Source organism: Bacillus sp. CR71 (assembly GCF_003429245.1).
In the GTDB taxonomy this organism is placed as follows: domain Bacteria; phylum Bacillota; class Bacilli; order Bacillales; family Bacillaceae_G; genus Bacillus_A; species Bacillus_A thuringiensis_S.
The window spans coordinates 5006348-5023322 of sequence record NZ_CP031748.1 but is presented as its reverse complement, the minus strand read 5'-3'; the positions used below and the strand labels follow the sequence as shown (position 1 = coordinate 5023322).

Here is a 16975-nt window from a genome sequence, read left to right as displayed (position 1 = left end):
TTCTTTTTTGTTGGAATATATATTATTGGAGATGCTGTAGGATGAAAATTAGTAATAAATATATCACTCTCGGTGAAATAGAAATAATAAGAGAACCTTTAAATAAATTACATGAATATCATAATAATAAATCAAAACATTTTTCTGGTGATTATCCAAGAATGACATTTGAGGAACGTATTGAAAATTATAAACAGAATTCAAATTACGGAGAATATAGAATTGAATTATTAGTTGAGGCGGAAACAGATGATATATTAGGGTTTTGTATAGCGTATAGTAAAAGTGTAAGCGGAAAGATTGAAGTTTTATTCGTTGATGAAAAATACCGAAGAAACGGATTTGGCTTAAAATTAATGAATACTGCAGTGGAATGGTTTAAAGCGAAGAAGATAGATGAAATTGAATTAACAGTAGTGTATGGAAATGAAGCTGTATCGTTTTATGAAAAGTTGGAGTTCTATCCTCGTTCAATTATTATGGCAACTAAGTCATAACGATAGTATGGGGAGAGAGGAGTGGGAGTTTTTGCTTCAAAAAAATGATTCATATTTTACTAAAATATATGTGAAAAGCGCATCAAAATGGATGTGCTTTTTATTATGAAAAAATTTATAAAAGCTGCATTTGAATATCTTTAAGTGAAAATAAAGAGGGATATCGAGAATATTTTAGGATAAACTATAAAGTGAAACTTTAATCAGTGGAGTGGTTCATCCCCCACTGATTATCAGCCCTCACCAATCGGGCTTTTACGGGCAGTCCGCCCCCCACCTAATTTCTTTGCTTCCGCTGAATTTTGATGTGAGGTCTTACTGCCCGTTAATGCGGGATAAAGAAATAAAAAACACCAAACCAAAAGACTTACCAATATACGGTATAGTCGTAACAGGAAAAACAGAGGATTTACAAAGTTTACAAGGGTCACCGTATATTAAGGCTGCTGTAAGAGGTGTAACAGTTGAGAAATATTGATTACAAGTAATTAATGTGAATAATCAGAAAATTTATGTTATAATATGGGAAAAGGAGGTTTATATGAGGCAAATACATGGAGCAATTTATATTTACATAACAATGTTTTTCGTGGCGATATCCTATGGATTGGGGCACGTGTATTCGCATCCTATACTAACTTTTTTAAGTGGAGCATGTATGGCGTTTGCGCTTCTTGTCCACCTTTTCTCAGTTTGGATCGTGAAATTTCAATTAAATATTAGTGAAATAGAAGAAGGCACTTTTTGAGTGGCCTTCTTTTTTAATAATATTTTGGAAGCTCTTGTAGCAATTTTTCAATTTCGTATTCAGTTTCTTTACATATAGACATTGTACGTAATCTGAAAAATAAGCTACGTAAGAAAGATTTTGTATTTCCATATAAAAACTCGTACGATTCAATAGGTAGTGCTTGTTTTTGGACCAGTAATTGAGCTACTAAGTCACGAAGGGCTAATATGAGTATTTCTTCTTTTAGGCCATTTTGCAGCATTGCGACAATCGGATAAACGAGACGCTCGTCTTCTTCATATTTGTAGTAAATAGAATGGACACAAACTTTGTTTAACAAAGTTTTTAATATCTCTTCGTAATGTAAAGTTTCTAGTTTAGGACTATGAACAAGCGCCTCAAATGTATCGGAAGTATGTGCGATACTATGTGCCCAGCCGTGGTCTGGAACATATCCGCGGAAATCATGTTCATTGTTCATATATAGAATTAATTGATCTTTTACATTTTAAATATCAGTTTGTGATAAGAAATTATGATTTGTATCTGCATCTATAATGAGCGCAATTAATAAGGTGGTAAATGCGCGAGTAAATACAGCATCTTCGTCATCTGAATGAATTTTATACAATAAATATTTTTCACCGATGCTTTCTAATAATAGTTTCTGTAATTGTGTGTGTGAAAGGTAGTCCTTCTTGATGAGATGATAAAAAGTAGAGTAGATGAGTTTGTCCCTTAAATAGCTTCAGTATCGCCAATATGTTCAAGCATATTAGAACTTAAAGAATCAATGTTAAGTGTGTTATCCAGTATGTAATTATTATTACGAATTTCTTCTAATTGTTGTTGTAACATATAAACCCTCCTTTTTTAGAAAATTCTGTATTTAAATAGTATAATAAAAGGAAGGAATAGGCAATGAAGTGAAACTTTAATCAGTGGGGGGATTCCCCACCTAACTTCTTTGCTTTCACCGAATTTTGATGTGGGGATCTTACTGTCCGTTAACGGGATAAATAAGTGTTTTTGAATGGAGGAGGCATTATGAAGAGAGCATTATTCTTTTTCATTAGTATTTTCTTTTTAGGGAGTTGTTCGATTTGGTATGTTACTTTTTCTAGCGAGAGCAAAAGTTGGACGGGACAATATAAGGGCCATATTAAGGACGACAGTGAAGATGGAGTGTTTACGTTTCAGTACAAAGGCGGAGATGGGAATACAGAATTTAAAAATTTAGAGATTGCTATTAATGGAGCCTTTAGCACAATGACACAAACGTCAGAAAATCATAAAGGAGCAAAGATTGAAATGAAATTATCTTGTGTAAGTTGTGCGCCTTTATCTAAAGATGAACCGATAGAGGTTTTGATTAAATGGGATGATAAGTATGAGGAGAAGATGGTGTTAAATTTGAAATAGCCTAGAGTAAGGAGTTAAAAATGAATAGGCATATGAAAAAATTAATGTTTATAAGTGTATTTCTAATCATATTATCAGCGTGCACTACAAAACAAGTAGAGGTAAAAAAAGTACCTAAAGAAGGGTATATCATATTAAGAAATGACACGGTGTTTTTTGCCGATGATAAAACGTTTGAAACAAAAGTAGAGTTGCAACATTATATAGAACAACAAATGAATAAAGAGCATCCATCACATATAGTCTTGAGCTTTAAGGACAAAGACGCATATAAACAGTTAAAAACAGGGGATAAAATAAAAGTATGGTTTTCTCAAATACTTGAAAGTTATCCAGCAAAAATGATTGTAGAGAAATTTGAAATAGTAGAGAAATAGAAAAAGGCAGCAACCAAGCTGCCTTTTTTGTTATTTTACAAATTGTAATTCTTTCGGGAACTTCGTTAAAATTTCTGATCCGTCTTTTGTGATGTAAATATCATCTTCAATACGAACGCCACCTACGTTTGGTACGTAAATACCTGGCTCGATTGTGAAGACCATACCTTCTTTTAATGGAGACTCGTTGCCAGCTTTTACATCTGGATATTCGTGTACGCTAATTCCAAGTCCGTGACCAAGGCGGTGCGGGAAGAAGTCACCGTAACCTGCATCTGCGATAACAGAACGAGCAGCGTTGTCGATTGCGCCAAGTGTAACACCTGGTTTACATGCTTCAACTGCTTGTAGTTGTCCAGCAAGTACAGTGTTGTAAATGCGAGTTTGTTCTTCAGAAATCTCGCCGAATGCTACTGTACGTGTAATATCAGAGCAATAACCTTCAATGATTACACCTAAATCAAATAGTACGAAATCACCGCGCTTCATTTTGTTTGCACCAGGAATACCGTGTGGAAGAGCAGAGTTTGCACCCGCTAATACCATCGTATCAAATGACATTTTATGTATGCCTTTTGTTTTTAATTCGTGTTCAATAATTGCTAATACTTCTAGCTCGCTACGGTTTTCTTTAATTGCATTTACACCAACTTCAACAGCGTAGTCCGCCATTTTAGCTGCTTCGCGTAAAATAGAAAGTTCTTTTTCATCTTTAATTAAACGAAGTTCGCGAACTTTTTCCTCAGCTGATTTGAAAGCTGCATTTGGGAATAATTTCGTTAATTCTTCGTAGCGCTCTACGTTTAAATGTTCTTTTTCAATTGCAACTGCATTTGCATTGATGCCGCGGTCTTTAATTGCTTTTGCAATCATATCCCATGGTCTGTCAGTATCAGTAAATCCGATAATTTCATGTGCCCAGCCAGCGTTACGTGCTTGACCTTCTTCCATTTTAGGACAAATTAAAATAGGTTCTTTTTCTTGGAATACAAACATACCAAGTAATCTTTCATGCGGTTCACAGTGGAAGTTCGTCATGTAGAAGACGTTCGGTGTAGAAGTTAAGAACGCAGCTTCTACGTTTTTTTCTTTTAGCCATTGCATTAAATTTTCTAATCTAGCATTCATCGATTGGCACCCCCGAGATATTTAATTACAAATATAACTTTAACTCGGAAGAAAGCGTTATGACAAGTAAATAGATGTTAGAAAAGACAGGGAATAGAGAAATCATGTAGAATAAAAAGTGAGAATGTGAATAGGGGAGGAATGTAATAATGAAAGTATCTTATCATGGACATTCAGTTGTGAAAATTGAGGCGAATGGAAAAGTTATTTTAATTGACCCGTTTTTAACAGGTAATCCGAAAACAGATTTAAAAGCTGAAGATGTAAAAGTGGATGCAATCCTTTTATCGCATGGACACGGTGATCATGTTGGAGATACAGTAGAACTTGCGAAGAAAAATAATGCAGTTGTTGTAGCGCCATTTGAACTAGCAACATTTTTAAGTTGGCAAGGTGTAAATACACATCCGATGCATATTGGTGGTTCACATGAATTTGACTTTGGAAAAGTGAAGTTTACACAAGCATTCCACGGCTCTAGTTATATTGATGAAGCAAATAAGACGATTACATATACAGGTATGCCAGCAGGTATTTTATTTACAGCAGAAGAGAAAACAGTGTACCACGCAGGAGATACTGCACTATTCTCTGATATGAAGTTAATTGGGGAATTAAATAAAGTTGATCTAGCATTTTTACCAATTGGTGATAATTTCACAATGGGACCAGAAGATGCTGTACTAGCGGCAAAATGGATTAATTCGAAAACTGTTGTACCGATGCATTACAATACGTTCCCAGTTATTGAACAAGATCCATATCAATTTGTAGAAAAGCTACAAAATTGTACAGGGAAAGTATTAGAAGCTGGAGAAAGTATTACACTATAGAAAAGAAACCCTTCATTTGAAAAGAAAAGTGAAGGGTTTTTTACGTGTGTAGGACAGCTTTTAATGCTTGTATTTGTTTTGGTGATTCTTTTCTTTTTGTACGTGGTTGTTCAGGTGTTTCATTCAATTCCATTGCAACTTTTTTCCCATCTACGAAAGCTAAAAATATAGCACCTACAACCTCTAAAAATTTTTTCATCATGTGTACGCTCCTTTGTTTTATTTCTTGTCTTCATTGTATAGGGAATCAAGTGGGCGAACTATCGAATGAGATGACAATAGCATTACATTGTTGTAATAGAATGACTGGTGGAATGTAAGGGTCATTTTGTTATAAAAAAAATAGTACAGGTATGCAAAGAGAGAGTGTAACAGTTTTGAAAATATAGTATACTGAAAGTACAACACATGAAGAATTTAGGGAAAAGAAAGTATGGTGAAACCATTTGGCTACCAAGCATAACCAAATTTTAGAACATATTAATAGCCTGCCAGTAGGCCATAAAATTTCTGTAAGACAAATTGCGAAAGATTTGAGTGTAAGTGAAGGGACAGCTTACCGTGCAATTAAAGATGCAGAAAATAAAGGATATGTTAGTACAATTGAACGTGTCGGAACAATTCGAATTGAACAAAAGAAGAAAGAAAATATCGAAAAACTGACATATGCAGAAGTCGTTAACATTGTCGACGGTCAAGTACTTGGAGGCAGAGAAGGACTACATAAAACATTAAATAAATTTGTAATCGGAGCTATGAAATTAGAAGCGATGATGCGCTATACAGAAGCTGGGAATTTACTCATTATTGGTAACCGTACGAATGCACATCAATTAGCGCTAGAAACTGGAGCCGCTGTATTAATTACGGGTGGATTTGATACGGAAGATCATGTGAAGAAATTAGCAGACGAATTAAAGCTGCCGATTATTTCAAGTAGCTACGATACATTTACGGTCGCAACGTTAATTAACCGTGCAATTTATGATCAACTGATTAAGAAAGAAATTGTACTTGTTGAGGATATTTTAACACCAATTGAAGAAACGTTATATTTAAAGCCACATGATACAGTACAGCAATGGCATGCATATAACGAAGAGACAATGCACGGAAGATATCCAATTGTCGATGAAAATAAAAAAGTGCTAGGAATCGTAACTTCAAAAGACATGATCGGTGTAGCGAAAGAAACACCAATTGATAAAGTAATGACAAAACACCCAATTACAGTGAATGGTAAAATGTCTGTCGCAGCTGCGGCACGTATGATGGTGTGGGAAGGAATTGAATTACTTCCTGTCGTTGAGGAAGGAAATAAACTGCAAGGTATCATTAGCCGTCAAGATGTACTTCAGGCACTGCAAATGATTCAACGTCAGCCACAAGTTGGAGAAACAATTGATGATATCGTAACGAATCAATTTATGACGCCAAAAGAAGCGAAAAATGAGCATCTATATCAATTTTCGGTGACGCCGCAAATGACGAATTCAATCGGAACGTTATCGTACGGTGTATTTGCAACAATTGTGACAGAAGCGACAAATCGCGTCATTCGTGCGCAAAAGAAAAGCGATTTAATTGTTGAAAACTTAACAATTTATTTCGTGAAGCCGGTTCAAATTGATAATGTTGTATCCGTTCATCCGAAAGTATTAGAAATCGGGCGTAAATTTGGTAAGGTCGATGTAGAGGTGCATCATGAAGGTAATGTCGTTGGAAAAGCATTACTTATGGTTCAGTTAATTGATAAATAAAAAGATGGAACAAATCGTTTTGATTTGTTCCATTTTTTTTGTTGTTTTAAATTTGAAAGGCATGATTTTAGATGAGAGTTTTAGTGAAATATGTATGGGATGGAGTGGAAAAGTAACACGATAAAAGACAGAATAGTAATTTAATTTTGGTATATATTGTGTTATGATTATATTGTAAGAAAATGGATTTCTGGAAGGTGGTATACATTATGTCGTCAGCCGTACTCTTTTTTGGTAGTATCGCACTATTTTACTTTCTTGTAATGATACCGATCCAATATTTATATTTACAAGGTTTACATGAAAAAAAGGAAAAGACAGGATTATCTCAGCGAGAGCTATATGAAAAAATGTCTTTTGGAGAAGAACAATTACATTTTCACGTACAAGGTAACCCATTTAATATACCATCTGCGTTTGTTGCATATATGATTTTGAAAGTTAAGGGTCGTAAAAAAGCATCACAATATTGATGCTTTTTTTATGTTGCTTCATAGACTTCGGCTTCTTTAACTGCTAATGGTAAGAAGTGTTTGTATTGGCGAAACCCATTAAATACACTTGCACTACCAAATAGAACGAATAAAATACCAACGATAATACGAGCGGTTGAAAGTTCTAAAAAGAATTGGTTTACCCCGAAAAATAAAACGAATGAACCGAGTGCCATTGCGGATTTTCCTGAGAGCCAACCTTTTTCCATTGGGCGATTTGTACGAAAGTATTTTGTTTTGTAAAAGAGGTACAACATAAATGAGACGATAATACAGAAGACTAATACTGGCATAATGAACACTCCCATCGCTTTGTGAAAAATAATAGAAAAGAAATATCTAAACTTTCTAACTTCTATTATAAAGCAATTGTTCGCATGTATGAAATACTTTCCGTTATAATGGAGGATAAAGCGAAGAAGTTGATTAAAAAGGAGATTATACATATGCATGAGCAAATTTTAGGAGCAATTAAAGAGTTTGATACAATTATTATTCATCGCCACGTGCGTCCGGACCCAGATGCATTAGGTTCACAGGGTGGCCTTGGTACAATTCTACAAGAATCGTTTCCAGAGAAAAATATTTATACGGTTGGGTACAATGAACCGTCGTTAGCGTACTTAAGAGTAATGGATGATATTGAAGATAGTGTATACGAAAATGCGCTTGTTATCGTTTGTGATACTGCGAATCAAGAACGTGTTGACGATCAACGCTATACAAAAGGGAAGATGTTAATTAAAATTGATCATCATCCAAATGAAGACCCATATGGAGATATTACGTGGGTAGATACGGCAGCGAGTTCTACAAGTGAAATGATTTATGAGTTTTACACGTATGGAAAAGATAAAGGATTAAAAATAACAAAAGAAGCAGCTCGCCTTATTTTAGCTGGAATTGTTGGGGACACAGGTCGTTTCTTATTCCCGAATACAACAGCAAAAACACTTCGTTACGTAAGTGAGCTTGTTGATATGGGTGTGAAATTCACAGATTTATACAATGAAATGTATAAGACAAAAGAAAAAATTGCTCGTTTAAACGGTTATATTTTACAAAACTTTACGATGGTAGAAGAAGGAGCAGCTTACATTAAATTAACGAAAGAAGTATTAGAAGAGTTTGATGTACTTTCTTCTGAAGCATCTGGTGTTGTTGGAGCACTTGGCAATATTGATGGATTAAAGGCGTGGGTTCTATTTTTAGAGGAAGACGACGTAATTCGTGTTCGTCTTCGTTCAAAAGGACCAGTTATAAACAAATTAGCAATGCAATATAACGGTGGAGGACACCCGATGGCTTCTGGTGCGAAGGCATCTTCTTGGGAAGAAGCGGATCGTCTTTTTGCTGATTTACGTGAGATTTGTAAATAAGAGAGTATATGTTAGAACGAAAAGAAGGAGCAGCGCTAAAGCCCTCCTTCTTTATTTTTCTTTCTCTATAGTAATGCTAATTTCAAGCACTGTATCAAAAGATATTGTATCGACTTTAAAACGGTATAGCCGATCGTAATGTTTGTACGTCTTGTTTTCGATTACCTTTTTGAGTAGGTCTTTATTTTTTGCGATACTTTGAATGTTTTTCGTTAAAAGATGCTGGAGATCATTATGGATAGATGTAGTCATATTTTCGAGTGTAAGATTGTCTAAATCGTATTTTTCTCGATTGATAAGTTTTATTTTAATCTCTTGAATGGTTAAGAGCCGTTTATTTTCAGTGTTCAATTTTTCTTGATCTTCGAGAAGGACGTGGAGTTTTGCTTCTTGTTTTTCTATAATTTCTCTTTGTTCTGCTATTTTACTAGCCTGTTCTTCTTGAAAAACACCGTATATGTACAAAAAAATAAACCAGCTCAACACGCCTCCAACAGCAGCACCAGCTAATACTAAGTACCATCTTTTTGCTGTATTGGCACTTGGTACTCTCATACATGTTCCTGCGTTAGCCATTTAATAATAATGAGACCTGTTTGCATACCACCAGTTGCGAAAAAAATAAGGAGAATTTGTTTTACGATATCTTTCATATCTCCGCCAAAGAAACTTCTTTCAAAGCTATAAAAGGTATCGAATGTTCCGCCGATTGCTGCAACGAGTGCCCAAATTCTTAAATTTTGGGCGAATTGATTAATGTAAGTTAGAGCTGGTTTTCCGATAAGAAACGCACCAAATCCACCAATTAATGAACCGCCAAGTATAACCCCAAAGGCAATAAAATAACTAATAATAAGCAGAGAGAAAAAAGTATGTTCTCTTACATCCATCGTCATTCCCCTTTCTTCTTCATATATATGGACAAAGTATAAGAAGTATGTTTTGATTTCCGCTTTCCTCATCACCTATAATAAAAGTAGTCAAATAGGTAAAGAGAGGGTACAACAGTGAAGTTTGTGCATTTACAATGTCAAACCGTTTTTAGTTTATTAAAAAGTGCTTGTAAAATTGATGAGCTTGTAGTCAGGGCGAAAGAACTTGGTTTCTCATCGCTGGCTATTACGGATGAAAATGTTATGTATGGCGTTATTCCGTTTTATAAAGCATGTAAGAAACATGGTATACAGCCTGTTATTGGATTAACCGCTTCTATTTTTAGTGAAGAAGAAGAAAGGTCTTATCCGCTTGTATTACTTGCTGAGAATGAAATAGGCTACCAAAATTTATTAAAGATTTCTAGCAGTATTATGACAAAGTCCAAAGAAGGTATCCCTAAGAAGTGGCTTGCGCATTATGCGAAAGGATTAATTGCTATTTCACCAGGTAAAGATGGCGAAATTGAGCAATTATTACTAGAAGACAATGAGAGTCAGGCTGAAGAAGTAGCTCGAACATATCAAAATATGTTCGGCCATTTTTATATGAGTTTGCAGCATCATGCAATTCAAGATGAGTTGCTTTTACAAGAGAAGCTACCTGAATTTATTAGTAGGGTTAATATTCCAGTCGTTGCAACAAACGATGTGCGTTATATCAATCAAAGTGACGCACTTGTTCACGAATGTTTACTATCTGTTGAAAGTGGAACGAAAATGACTGATCCAGATAGGCCGAGGCTGAAAACAGATCAATATTATTTAAAATCATCGGATGAAATGGAAGCACTATTTTCCCATGCGCCGGAAGCAATCCAAAATACAATAAAAATTGCAGAGCGTTGCCAAGTAGAAATACCGTTCCATGTAAATCAACTTCCGAAGTTTCCTGTTCCGTCTAACGAAACGAGTGATATATACTTGCGTCGTGTTTGTGAAGAAGGTTTGCGGAAACGATATGGTGCGCCGAAAGAAGTGCATATAAAGCGTTTAAATCATGAATTAAATGTTATTTCTCGTATGGGATTTAGTGATTATTTCCTCATCGTATGGGATTTTATGAAGTATGCACATGAAAATCATATTTTAACAGGACCAGGTCGTGGATCGGCAGCTGGTTCACTCGTCTCATACGTATTAGAAATTACAGATATTGATCCGATTGAATACGATCTATTATTTGAAAGGTTTTTAAATCCTGAACGTGTGACGCTTCCCGATATTGATATTGATTTTCCAGACATAAGACGTGATGAGATGATTCGCTATGTGAAAGATAAATACGGTCAGCTTCGTGTTGCGCAAATTGTAACGTTTGGTACGCTTGCAGCAAAAGCAGCAATTAGAGACATTGCCCGCGTAATGGGGCTTCCGCCACGAGATATTGATATATTTTCAAAACTTATCCCATCAAAGCTCGGTATAACGTTAAAAGATGCATATGAAGAATCACAATCACTTCGTGAGTTTATACAAGGGAATCTTCTGCATGAGCGTGTGTTTGAAATCGCAAAACGTGTAGAAGGTTTACCACGTCATACGTCTATTCATGCGGCTGGCGTTATTATGAGTCAAGAACCGTTAACAGGCAGTGTAGCAATTCAAGAAGGACATAACGATGTTTATGTTACGCAATATCCAGCTGATGCGCTAGAAGAACTTGGGTTGCTTAAGATGGACTTTTTAGGGTTACGTAATTTAACGTTACTTGAAAATATTATAAAATTTATCGCGAACAAAACAGGGAAAGAAATCGATATAAGAAACTTACCTCTTCAAGATGAAAAGACGTTCCAATTATTAGGGAGAGGGGATACAACAGGTGTATTCCAGCTTGAGTCAGGTGGTATGCGAAATGTACTTCGCGGGTTAAAACCGAATGAGTTTGAAGATATCGTAGCTGTTAACTCGTTATACAGACCGGGGCCGATGGAACAGATACCAACCTTTATTGAATCGAAACATGGAAAAAGAAAAATTGAATATTTACATCCGGATTTAAAGCCAATTTTAGAAAGAACATACGGCGTCATTGTATACCAAGAACAAATTATGCAAATTGCATCGAAGTTAGCAGGGTTTTCGCTCGGAGAAGCAGATTTACTGCGCCGTGCAGTGAGTAAAAAAAATCGTGATATTTTAGATCAGGAACGTAAGCATTTTGTCCAAGGGTGTTTGCAAAATGGTTATGATGAGACGTCTGCTGAGAAAATTTATGATTTAATTGTAAGATTTGCGAATTACGGTTTTAACCGAAGTCACGCTGTAGCTTACAGTATGATCGGATATCAGCTTGCCTATTTGAAAGCGAACTATACGCTGGAATTTATGACGGCATTATTATCAAGCGCAATTGGAAATGAAGATAAAATTGTACAGTATATACGAGAAACGAAGCGGAAAGGCTTTCACGTTTTGCCGCCGTCTCTTCAGAGAAGTGGTTACAACTTCCAAATAGAAGGGAATGCGATACGTTACAGTTTACTTTCGATCCGAAATATTGGAATGGCTACAGTGACGGCATTATTAGAAGAACGAAAGAAAAAAATGTTCGAAGATTTGTTTGAATTTTGTCTCCGTATGCCGTCAAAGTTTGTAACGGAGCGCAATTTAGAAGCTTTCGTCTGGTCCGGATGTTTTGATGATTTTGGTGTTTCGAGAACGAATTTATGGAAAAGTATTAAAGGGGCATTAGAGTACGCGAATCTCGCACGTGATTTAGGAGATGCTGTTCCAAAATCAAAATACGTACAAGGAGAAGAGCTATCTTTTATTGAACAACTAAATAAAGAGAAGGAAGCACTTGGCTTTTATTTATCAAGTTATCCGACAGCGCAGTATGTAAAGTTAGCAAAAGAATTAGAAATTCCATCTCTCGCTCAGGCGATGCGACACAAGAAAAAAGTACAAAGAGCTATTGTGTATATAACAAGTGTGAGAGTGATTCGTACGAAAAAGTTTCAAAAGATGGCATTTATTACATTCTGTGATCAAAATGATGAAATGGAAGCAGTCCTCTTCCCAGAAACGTATATACATTTCTCGGACAAGTTACAAGAAGGAGCAATTGTTTTAGTTGACGGTACGATTGAGCTAAGAAATCATAAGCTGCAATGGATTGTAAATGGTCTATATCCGCTAGAGGAAATGGATGTTTATGAAGAAAAGAAAGACGCATCTGTTTACGTGAAATTGCCGTCTCAGTATGAGAAAAAGCTTTTAAATCAGGTTACGAAAATATTGTTCGACTATTCAGGTTTTGCGAAAGTACTAATTTATTATGAAAAGGAACATAAAATGGTACAATTATCTCGGAGTTTATCGATTCATCCAAGTGAAGAATGTTTAGGAGCACTTCGTGAAATTGTCGGGGAAGAAAATGTAGTTGTGAAAATATAATGGACAATTTCCCTACACTTCGATTATTATAGTAGTAGTGTTCGTGGTCAGACCACTTGGAGAAATTGATATCAGCAAGAATAATTTGAGGAGAGTGGATAGTTTGTCAACACTTCGTGAAGAAGCACTTCACATGCATAAAGTGCATCAAGGAAAATTAGAAACTGTATCAAAAGTAAAAGTAGAAAATGCAAAAGATTTAAGTCTTGCATATTCTCCAGGGGTTGCAGAACCTTGTAAAGAAATTTATGACGATAAAAGTAAGGTATATGAATATACGATGAAGGGAAATATGGTAGCAGTTGTGACAGACGGAACAGCTGTACTTGGTCTTGGTAACATTGGACCTGAAGCATCTCTTCCAGTAATGGAAGGTAAAGCTGTATTATTCAAGAGCTTTGCTGGTGTAGATGCATTCCCGATTGCCTTAAATACAAACGATGTAGATAAAATTGTTGAAACTGTAAAATTAATGGAGCCAACTTTTGGCGGCGTTAACTTAGAAGATATCGCAGCACCAAACTGCTTCATTATTGAAGAGCGTTTGAAAAAAGAAACAAATATTCCTATCTTCCATGATGATCAACACGGAACAGCTATCGTAACAGTAGCAGGTCTTGTAAATGCACTGAAATTAGTTGGAAAGAAAATGTCTGACATTAAAGTTGTCGCAAATGGCGCAGGTGCAGCAGGTATTGCAATTATTAAACTTTTATATCGCTATGGTGTACGCGACATTATTATGTGTGACCGTAAAGGGGCAATCTATGATGGTCGTCCTACAGGTATGAATCCGGTGAAGGATGAAGTTGCAAAATATACAAATAAGAATCGTATAGAAGGTTCTTTAGCTGATGTTGTACATGGTGCGGACGTATTCATTGGTGTATCTGCAGAAGGTGCATTAACAGAAGAGATGGTTCGTACAATGAATGACGATGCGATTATTTTTGCAATGGCGAATCCGGTTCCAGAAATTATGCCAGAATTGGCAAAAGCAGCGGGCGCAGCTGTTGTTGGAACAGGTCGTTCTGACTTCCCGAACCAAGTAAATAATGTACTGGCGTTCCCTGGTATTTTCCGCGGTGCACTTGACGTACATGCGACACAAATTAACGAAGAAATGAAGATGGCAGCTGTACAGGCTATTGCTGAGCTTGTAGCAGAAGATGAGTTGAATGCAGACTATATCATTCCGGCACCATTTGACGCGCGTGTAGCGCCTCAAGTAGCGGCTTACGTTGCAAAAGCAGCAATGGAAACAGGAGTAGCTCGCCGTCAAGTAGATCCAAATGAGATCGCTGAAAAAACAAAACAATTAGCGCTGATTGGTAAAGAATAAGCGAGGAATTTCCATTGACATCATCAAATACAAAAGTATATCTCGAAATTGTAAAAAAAATCCGTTCCATTATGGAAGAGGATGGATTGGTAGCGGGGGATCGTTTGCCGTCTGAGCGTGAGTTAAGTTCACGCTTAAACGTAGGACGATCCTCTGTAAGAGAAGCATTGCGTGCTTTAGAACTGGTAGGATTGATTGAAACGAGACGTGGTGAAGGGACATTTATTCGAAACTTTTATGATAACGGCCTTGTACAATTAATTGCTCCGTTCTTACTGCAAGATGAGAAAACAATTCGTGATTTATTACAAACGAAACGATTGCTTGAGAAAGATATGATTCGAATTGTATGTAATTTACCGAAAGAAACGTTTTCTAAAGTACTAAATAGATTACACCAAGTACTTGAAGGAAATGAAAACTCAATCCCAACGCTTCATCAAACGTTCTTTAAAACACTTATTGAACAAGTCGATAATTATTTACTATATCGCATTTGGATGATCGTAAATGATTACGTAGCAACTCTTTCTTGTAAAGTTTCAAGAAATTCTATCGATATGTATAGAAAGCTTTATGCTACTTTGGAAGAAAAACAAGAAAATGATGCACTAAAAATTTACGATGAATTAGTAGAGAATATACAGTTTCACTCGTAATGTATAAAATTTGTCGAAATGACCATGACACGTTATGACAAACATTCTACCGCTTAGCGGTTAAAGTTAAACGTAAAGAGTGAGGTTATTAGACAGATTGAGAAGATAAGGCTAACATCAAACTTTGGTGTTAGCCCCATTTTCTTCTTACGCTAACCTTAGCTCTCAACGAAGGGGGTCAAATTGTGCTAAGAGATTTATTCGTGAAAAAGAAAAAGTACGCTGCAATACCTTCAGAACAAGTACGAAAAGATGTACCAGATGGCGTTATGACAAAATGTCCGGAATGTAAAAAAATCATGTATACGAAAGAACTTCTAAAAAATTTAAAAGTATGTGTGAATTGTGGATATCATCATCCTATGAATGCATGGGAACGTCTTGATAGTATATTGGACGAAGGGTCATTCCGTGAGTATGACAAAGAAATGGTTTCATTAAATCCACTCGAGTTTCCAGGTTATGAAGAGAAACTAGAGAGCGATCGTAAGAAGACTGAATTAAACGAAGCGGTTGTAACTGGTGAAGGAACAATTGATGACATGCTTGTTGTTGTTGCAGTAATGGATTCTCGTTTTCGAATGGGGAGCATGGGCTCTGTGGTAGGAGAAAAAATCGCCCGTGCGGTTGAAAAGGCGTACGACTTACAAGTTCCATTTATTATCTTTACTGCTTCGGGTGGTGCCCGTATGCAAGAAGGGATATTAAGTTTAATGCAAATGGCAAAAACAAGCGTAGCTTTGAAAAAGCATAGTAATGCAGGAGGATTATTTATTTCTGTTATGACTCACCCAACGACGGGCGGGGTTTCAGCGAGTTTCGCTTCACTTGGTGATTATAATCTTGCAGAACCAGGTGCACTTATCGGATTTGCTGGTAGACGTGTAATTGAACAAACGGTGCGTGAGAAACTACCGGAAGATTTCCAAACGGCAGAATTCTTACTAGATCATGGTCAATTAGATGCGGTGGTGCATCGTGATGATATGAGAGAATCGCTTCGCAAGATTTTAGAAGTTCATCAAGGAGGGGGAATGGCTGTATGGCAGAGCTAGAATTTGAAAAACCAGTTGTTGAGCTAAGAAATAAGATTCGTGAACTGAAAGACTATACGAAAAACAGCCAGATGGACTTCAGTGAGGAGATTCGTATTTTGGAAGACAAGCTAGAAAATTTAGAGGAAGATATATACGGTAATCTGAAAGTATGGGACCGTGTTCAAATTGCTCGTCATGCAGAACGACCGACAACGCTCGATTATATTGAGCACTTATTTACTGATTTTTTCGAATGTCATGGAGATCGTCTATTTGGCGATGATGCAGCGATTGTCGGCGGCATTGCGAAATATAAAGGGATGCCTGTAACTGTAATTGGGCATCAGCGCGGAAAAGATACGAAAGAAAATATTCGCCGTAACTTTGGAATGCCTCATCCAGAAGGATATCGAAAAGCATTACGCTTAATGAAGCAGGCGGAAAAGTTCAATCGTCCTATTATTTGTTTCATTGATACGAAAGGGGCTTATCCTGGTAAAGCTGCTGAAGAACGTGGTCAAAGTGAAGCTATCGCCCGCAATTTATTTGAAATGGCAGGTTTAACTGTACCTGTTATTTGTATCGTTATCGGTGAAGGTGGTAGTGGCGGTGCGCTAGGCCTTGGAGTGGGAGATTACATTCATATGCTAGAAAATTCCACTTATTCTGTTATTACACCAGAGGGTGCAGCGGCAATTCTTTGGAAAGATGCAGGAAAAGCAAAGGAAGCTGCAGAGGCAATGAAAATTACAGCAGCAGATTTGAAAGAATTAGGTGTAATTGATGAAATTATTCCAGAGGCAAAAGGTGGAGCTCACCGTAATCTTTCGAAACAGTCAGAAAATATAGATTTAATGATTAGAAAAACTTTTGAACAATTAAACGGAATTTCGAAAGATGAATTAATCGAAAAACGTTATGAAAAATATATGAAAATTGGGCAAGTTTCGTTTTCAAACGCTTCCATTGGGATAAAATAAGAA

18 protein-coding genes and 2 pseudogenes are annotated in these 16975 nt (G+C 36.3%); 14 read left to right on the top strand and 6 right to left on the bottom strand.

Features of this window, described 5'->3' with window-relative positions:
* Positions 1-41 precede the first annotated feature (41 nt).
* From DOS87_RS25275 to DOS87_RS25265, 3 genes and pseudogenes are all read left to right on the top strand, one after another.
* Positions 42-497 (top strand): GNAT family N-acetyltransferase, encoded by a 456-nt coding sequence (locus tag DOS87_RS25275; RefSeq protein WP_208730137.1) that lies wholly within the window; start codon positions 42-44, stop codon positions 495-497.
* Between the two features lie 337 nt (positions 498-834).
* A pseudogene (locus DOS87_RS25270) lies at positions 835-975 on the top strand (anti sigma factor C-terminal domain-containing protein); the annotation flags it as partial.
* Between the two features lie 63 nt (positions 976-1038).
* On the top strand, positions 1039-1245 hold the full coding sequence (locus tag DOS87_RS25265) for a hypothetical protein (protein ID WP_001248905.1): 207 nt from the start codon (positions 1039-1041) through the stop codon (positions 1243-1245).
* A 13-nt stretch (positions 1246-1258) separates the two neighbouring features.
* Here DOS87_RS25265 and DOS87_RS25260 read toward each other — a convergent pair.
* Positions 1259-2085 (bottom strand): annotated as a pseudogene (locus DOS87_RS25260) (DUF2785 domain-containing protein).
* A gap of 189 nt (positions 2086-2274) precedes the next feature.
* On the opposite strand from DOS87_RS25260, the gene DOS87_RS25250 reads away from it, so the two are divergent.
* On the top strand, positions 2275-2649 hold the full coding sequence (locus DOS87_RS25250; protein ID WP_000816728.1) for a hypothetical protein: 375 nt from the start codon (positions 2275-2277) through the stop codon (positions 2647-2649).
* Positions 2650-2669: 20 nt separating this feature from the next.
* A complete protein-coding gene (locus DOS87_RS25245; RefSeq protein WP_001079383.1) occupies positions 2670-3026 on the top strand; it encodes a DUF3221 domain-containing protein in 357 nt (118 codons plus the stop codon).
* Positions 3027-3056: 30 nt separating this feature from the next.
* Here DOS87_RS25245 and pepQ read toward each other — a convergent pair whose 3' ends face one another.
* Complete coding sequence (pepQ, locus tag DOS87_RS25240; protein ID WP_000994037.1) at positions 3057-4154, bottom strand: Xaa-Pro dipeptidase; 1098 nt, start codon at positions 4152-4154, stop codon at positions 3057-3059.
* A 149-nt stretch (positions 4155-4303) separates the two neighbouring features.
* Between pepQ and DOS87_RS25235 the strand changes: the two genes are divergently transcribed.
* Positions 4304-4987, top strand: coding sequence for a metal-dependent hydrolase (locus DOS87_RS25235; RefSeq protein ID WP_000868923.1), 684 nt, complete (start codon positions 4304-4306; stop codon positions 4985-4987).
* A gap of 40 nt (positions 4988-5027) precedes the next feature.
* Here DOS87_RS25235 and DOS87_RS25230 read toward each other — a convergent pair whose 3' ends face one another.
* Entirely contained in the window at positions 5028-5189 is a 162-nt protein-coding gene (locus DOS87_RS25230) for a hypothetical protein (protein WP_000976014.1), read from the bottom strand.
* Between the two features lie 244 nt (positions 5190-5433).
* Between DOS87_RS25230 and DOS87_RS25225 the strand changes: the two genes are divergently transcribed.
* Together DOS87_RS25225 and DOS87_RS25220 are read left to right on the top strand one after the other, a co-directional pair.
* Entirely contained in the window at positions 5434-6747 is a 1314-nt protein-coding gene (locus DOS87_RS25225; RefSeq protein WP_000201579.1) for a CBS domain-containing protein, read from the top strand.
* A gap of 209 nt (positions 6748-6956) precedes the next feature.
* Positions 6957-7220, top strand: coding sequence for a DUF3949 domain-containing protein (locus DOS87_RS25220; protein WP_000093045.1), 264 nt, complete (start codon positions 6957-6959; stop codon positions 7218-7220).
* Positions 7221-7228: 8 nt separating this feature from the next.
* Here DOS87_RS25220 and DOS87_RS25215 read toward each other — a convergent pair whose 3' ends face one another.
* Complete coding sequence (locus tag DOS87_RS25215; RefSeq protein WP_001144782.1) at positions 7229-7534, bottom strand: YtpI family protein; 306 nt, start codon at positions 7532-7534, stop codon at positions 7229-7231.
* Between the two features lie 153 nt (positions 7535-7687).
* On the opposite strand from DOS87_RS25215, the gene DOS87_RS25210 reads away from it, so the two are divergent.
* On the top strand, positions 7688-8620 hold the full coding sequence (locus DOS87_RS25210) for a DHH family phosphoesterase (protein WP_000545134.1): 933 nt from the start codon (positions 7688-7690) through the stop codon (positions 8618-8620).
* Between the two features lie 51 nt (positions 8621-8671).
* Here the strand turns inward: DOS87_RS25210 and ytrI are convergent, their stop codons facing one another.
* Together ytrI and DOS87_RS25200 are read right to left on the bottom strand one after the other, a co-directional pair.
* Positions 8672-9175, bottom strand: coding sequence for a sporulation membrane protein YtrI (gene ytrI, locus DOS87_RS25205; RefSeq protein ID WP_001265736.1), 504 nt, complete (start codon positions 9173-9175; stop codon positions 8672-8674).
* Positions 9172-9585 (bottom strand): YtrH family sporulation protein, encoded by a 414-nt coding sequence (locus tag DOS87_RS25200; protein WP_002005839.1) that lies wholly within the window; start codon positions 9583-9585, stop codon positions 9172-9174. The genes ytrI and DOS87_RS25200 overlap by 4 nt, the downstream gene beginning before the upstream one ends.
* 42 nt (positions 9586-9627) lie before the next feature.
* On the opposite strand from DOS87_RS25200, the gene dnaE reads away from it, so the two are divergent.
* From dnaE to accA, 5 genes are all read left to right on the top strand, one after another.
* Positions 9628-12954 carry a DNA polymerase III subunit alpha gene (dnaE, locus tag DOS87_RS25195; protein ID WP_000673723.1) on the top strand — a complete coding sequence of 1109 codons (3327 nt, stop codon included), beginning with the start codon at positions 9628-9630 and terminating at the stop codon, positions 12952-12954.
* Between the two features lie 133 nt (positions 12955-13087).
* Positions 13088-14296, top strand: a complete 1209-nt coding sequence (locus tag DOS87_RS25190) for an NADP-dependent malic enzyme (protein ID WP_161635086.1) — start codon at positions 13088-13090, stop codon at positions 14294-14296.
* Between the two features lie 14 nt (positions 14297-14310).
* Positions 14311-14955 carry a FadR/GntR family transcriptional regulator gene (locus tag DOS87_RS25185; protein ID WP_063675806.1) on the top strand — a complete coding sequence of 215 codons (645 nt, stop codon included), beginning with the start codon at positions 14311-14313 and terminating at the stop codon, positions 14953-14955.
* Between the two features lie 185 nt (positions 14956-15140).
* Positions 15141-16010, top strand: coding sequence for an acetyl-CoA carboxylase, carboxyltransferase subunit beta (gene accD, locus DOS87_RS25180; protein WP_000942858.1), 870 nt, complete (start codon positions 15141-15143; stop codon positions 16008-16010).
* Positions 15998-16972 carry an acetyl-CoA carboxylase carboxyl transferase subunit alpha gene (accA, locus tag DOS87_RS25175; RefSeq protein ID WP_000818789.1) on the top strand — a complete coding sequence of 325 codons (975 nt, stop codon included), beginning with the start codon at positions 15998-16000 and terminating at the stop codon, positions 16970-16972. Before accD ends, accA begins: the two co-directional genes overlap by 13 nt.
* Positions 16973-16975 lie beyond the last annotated feature (3 nt).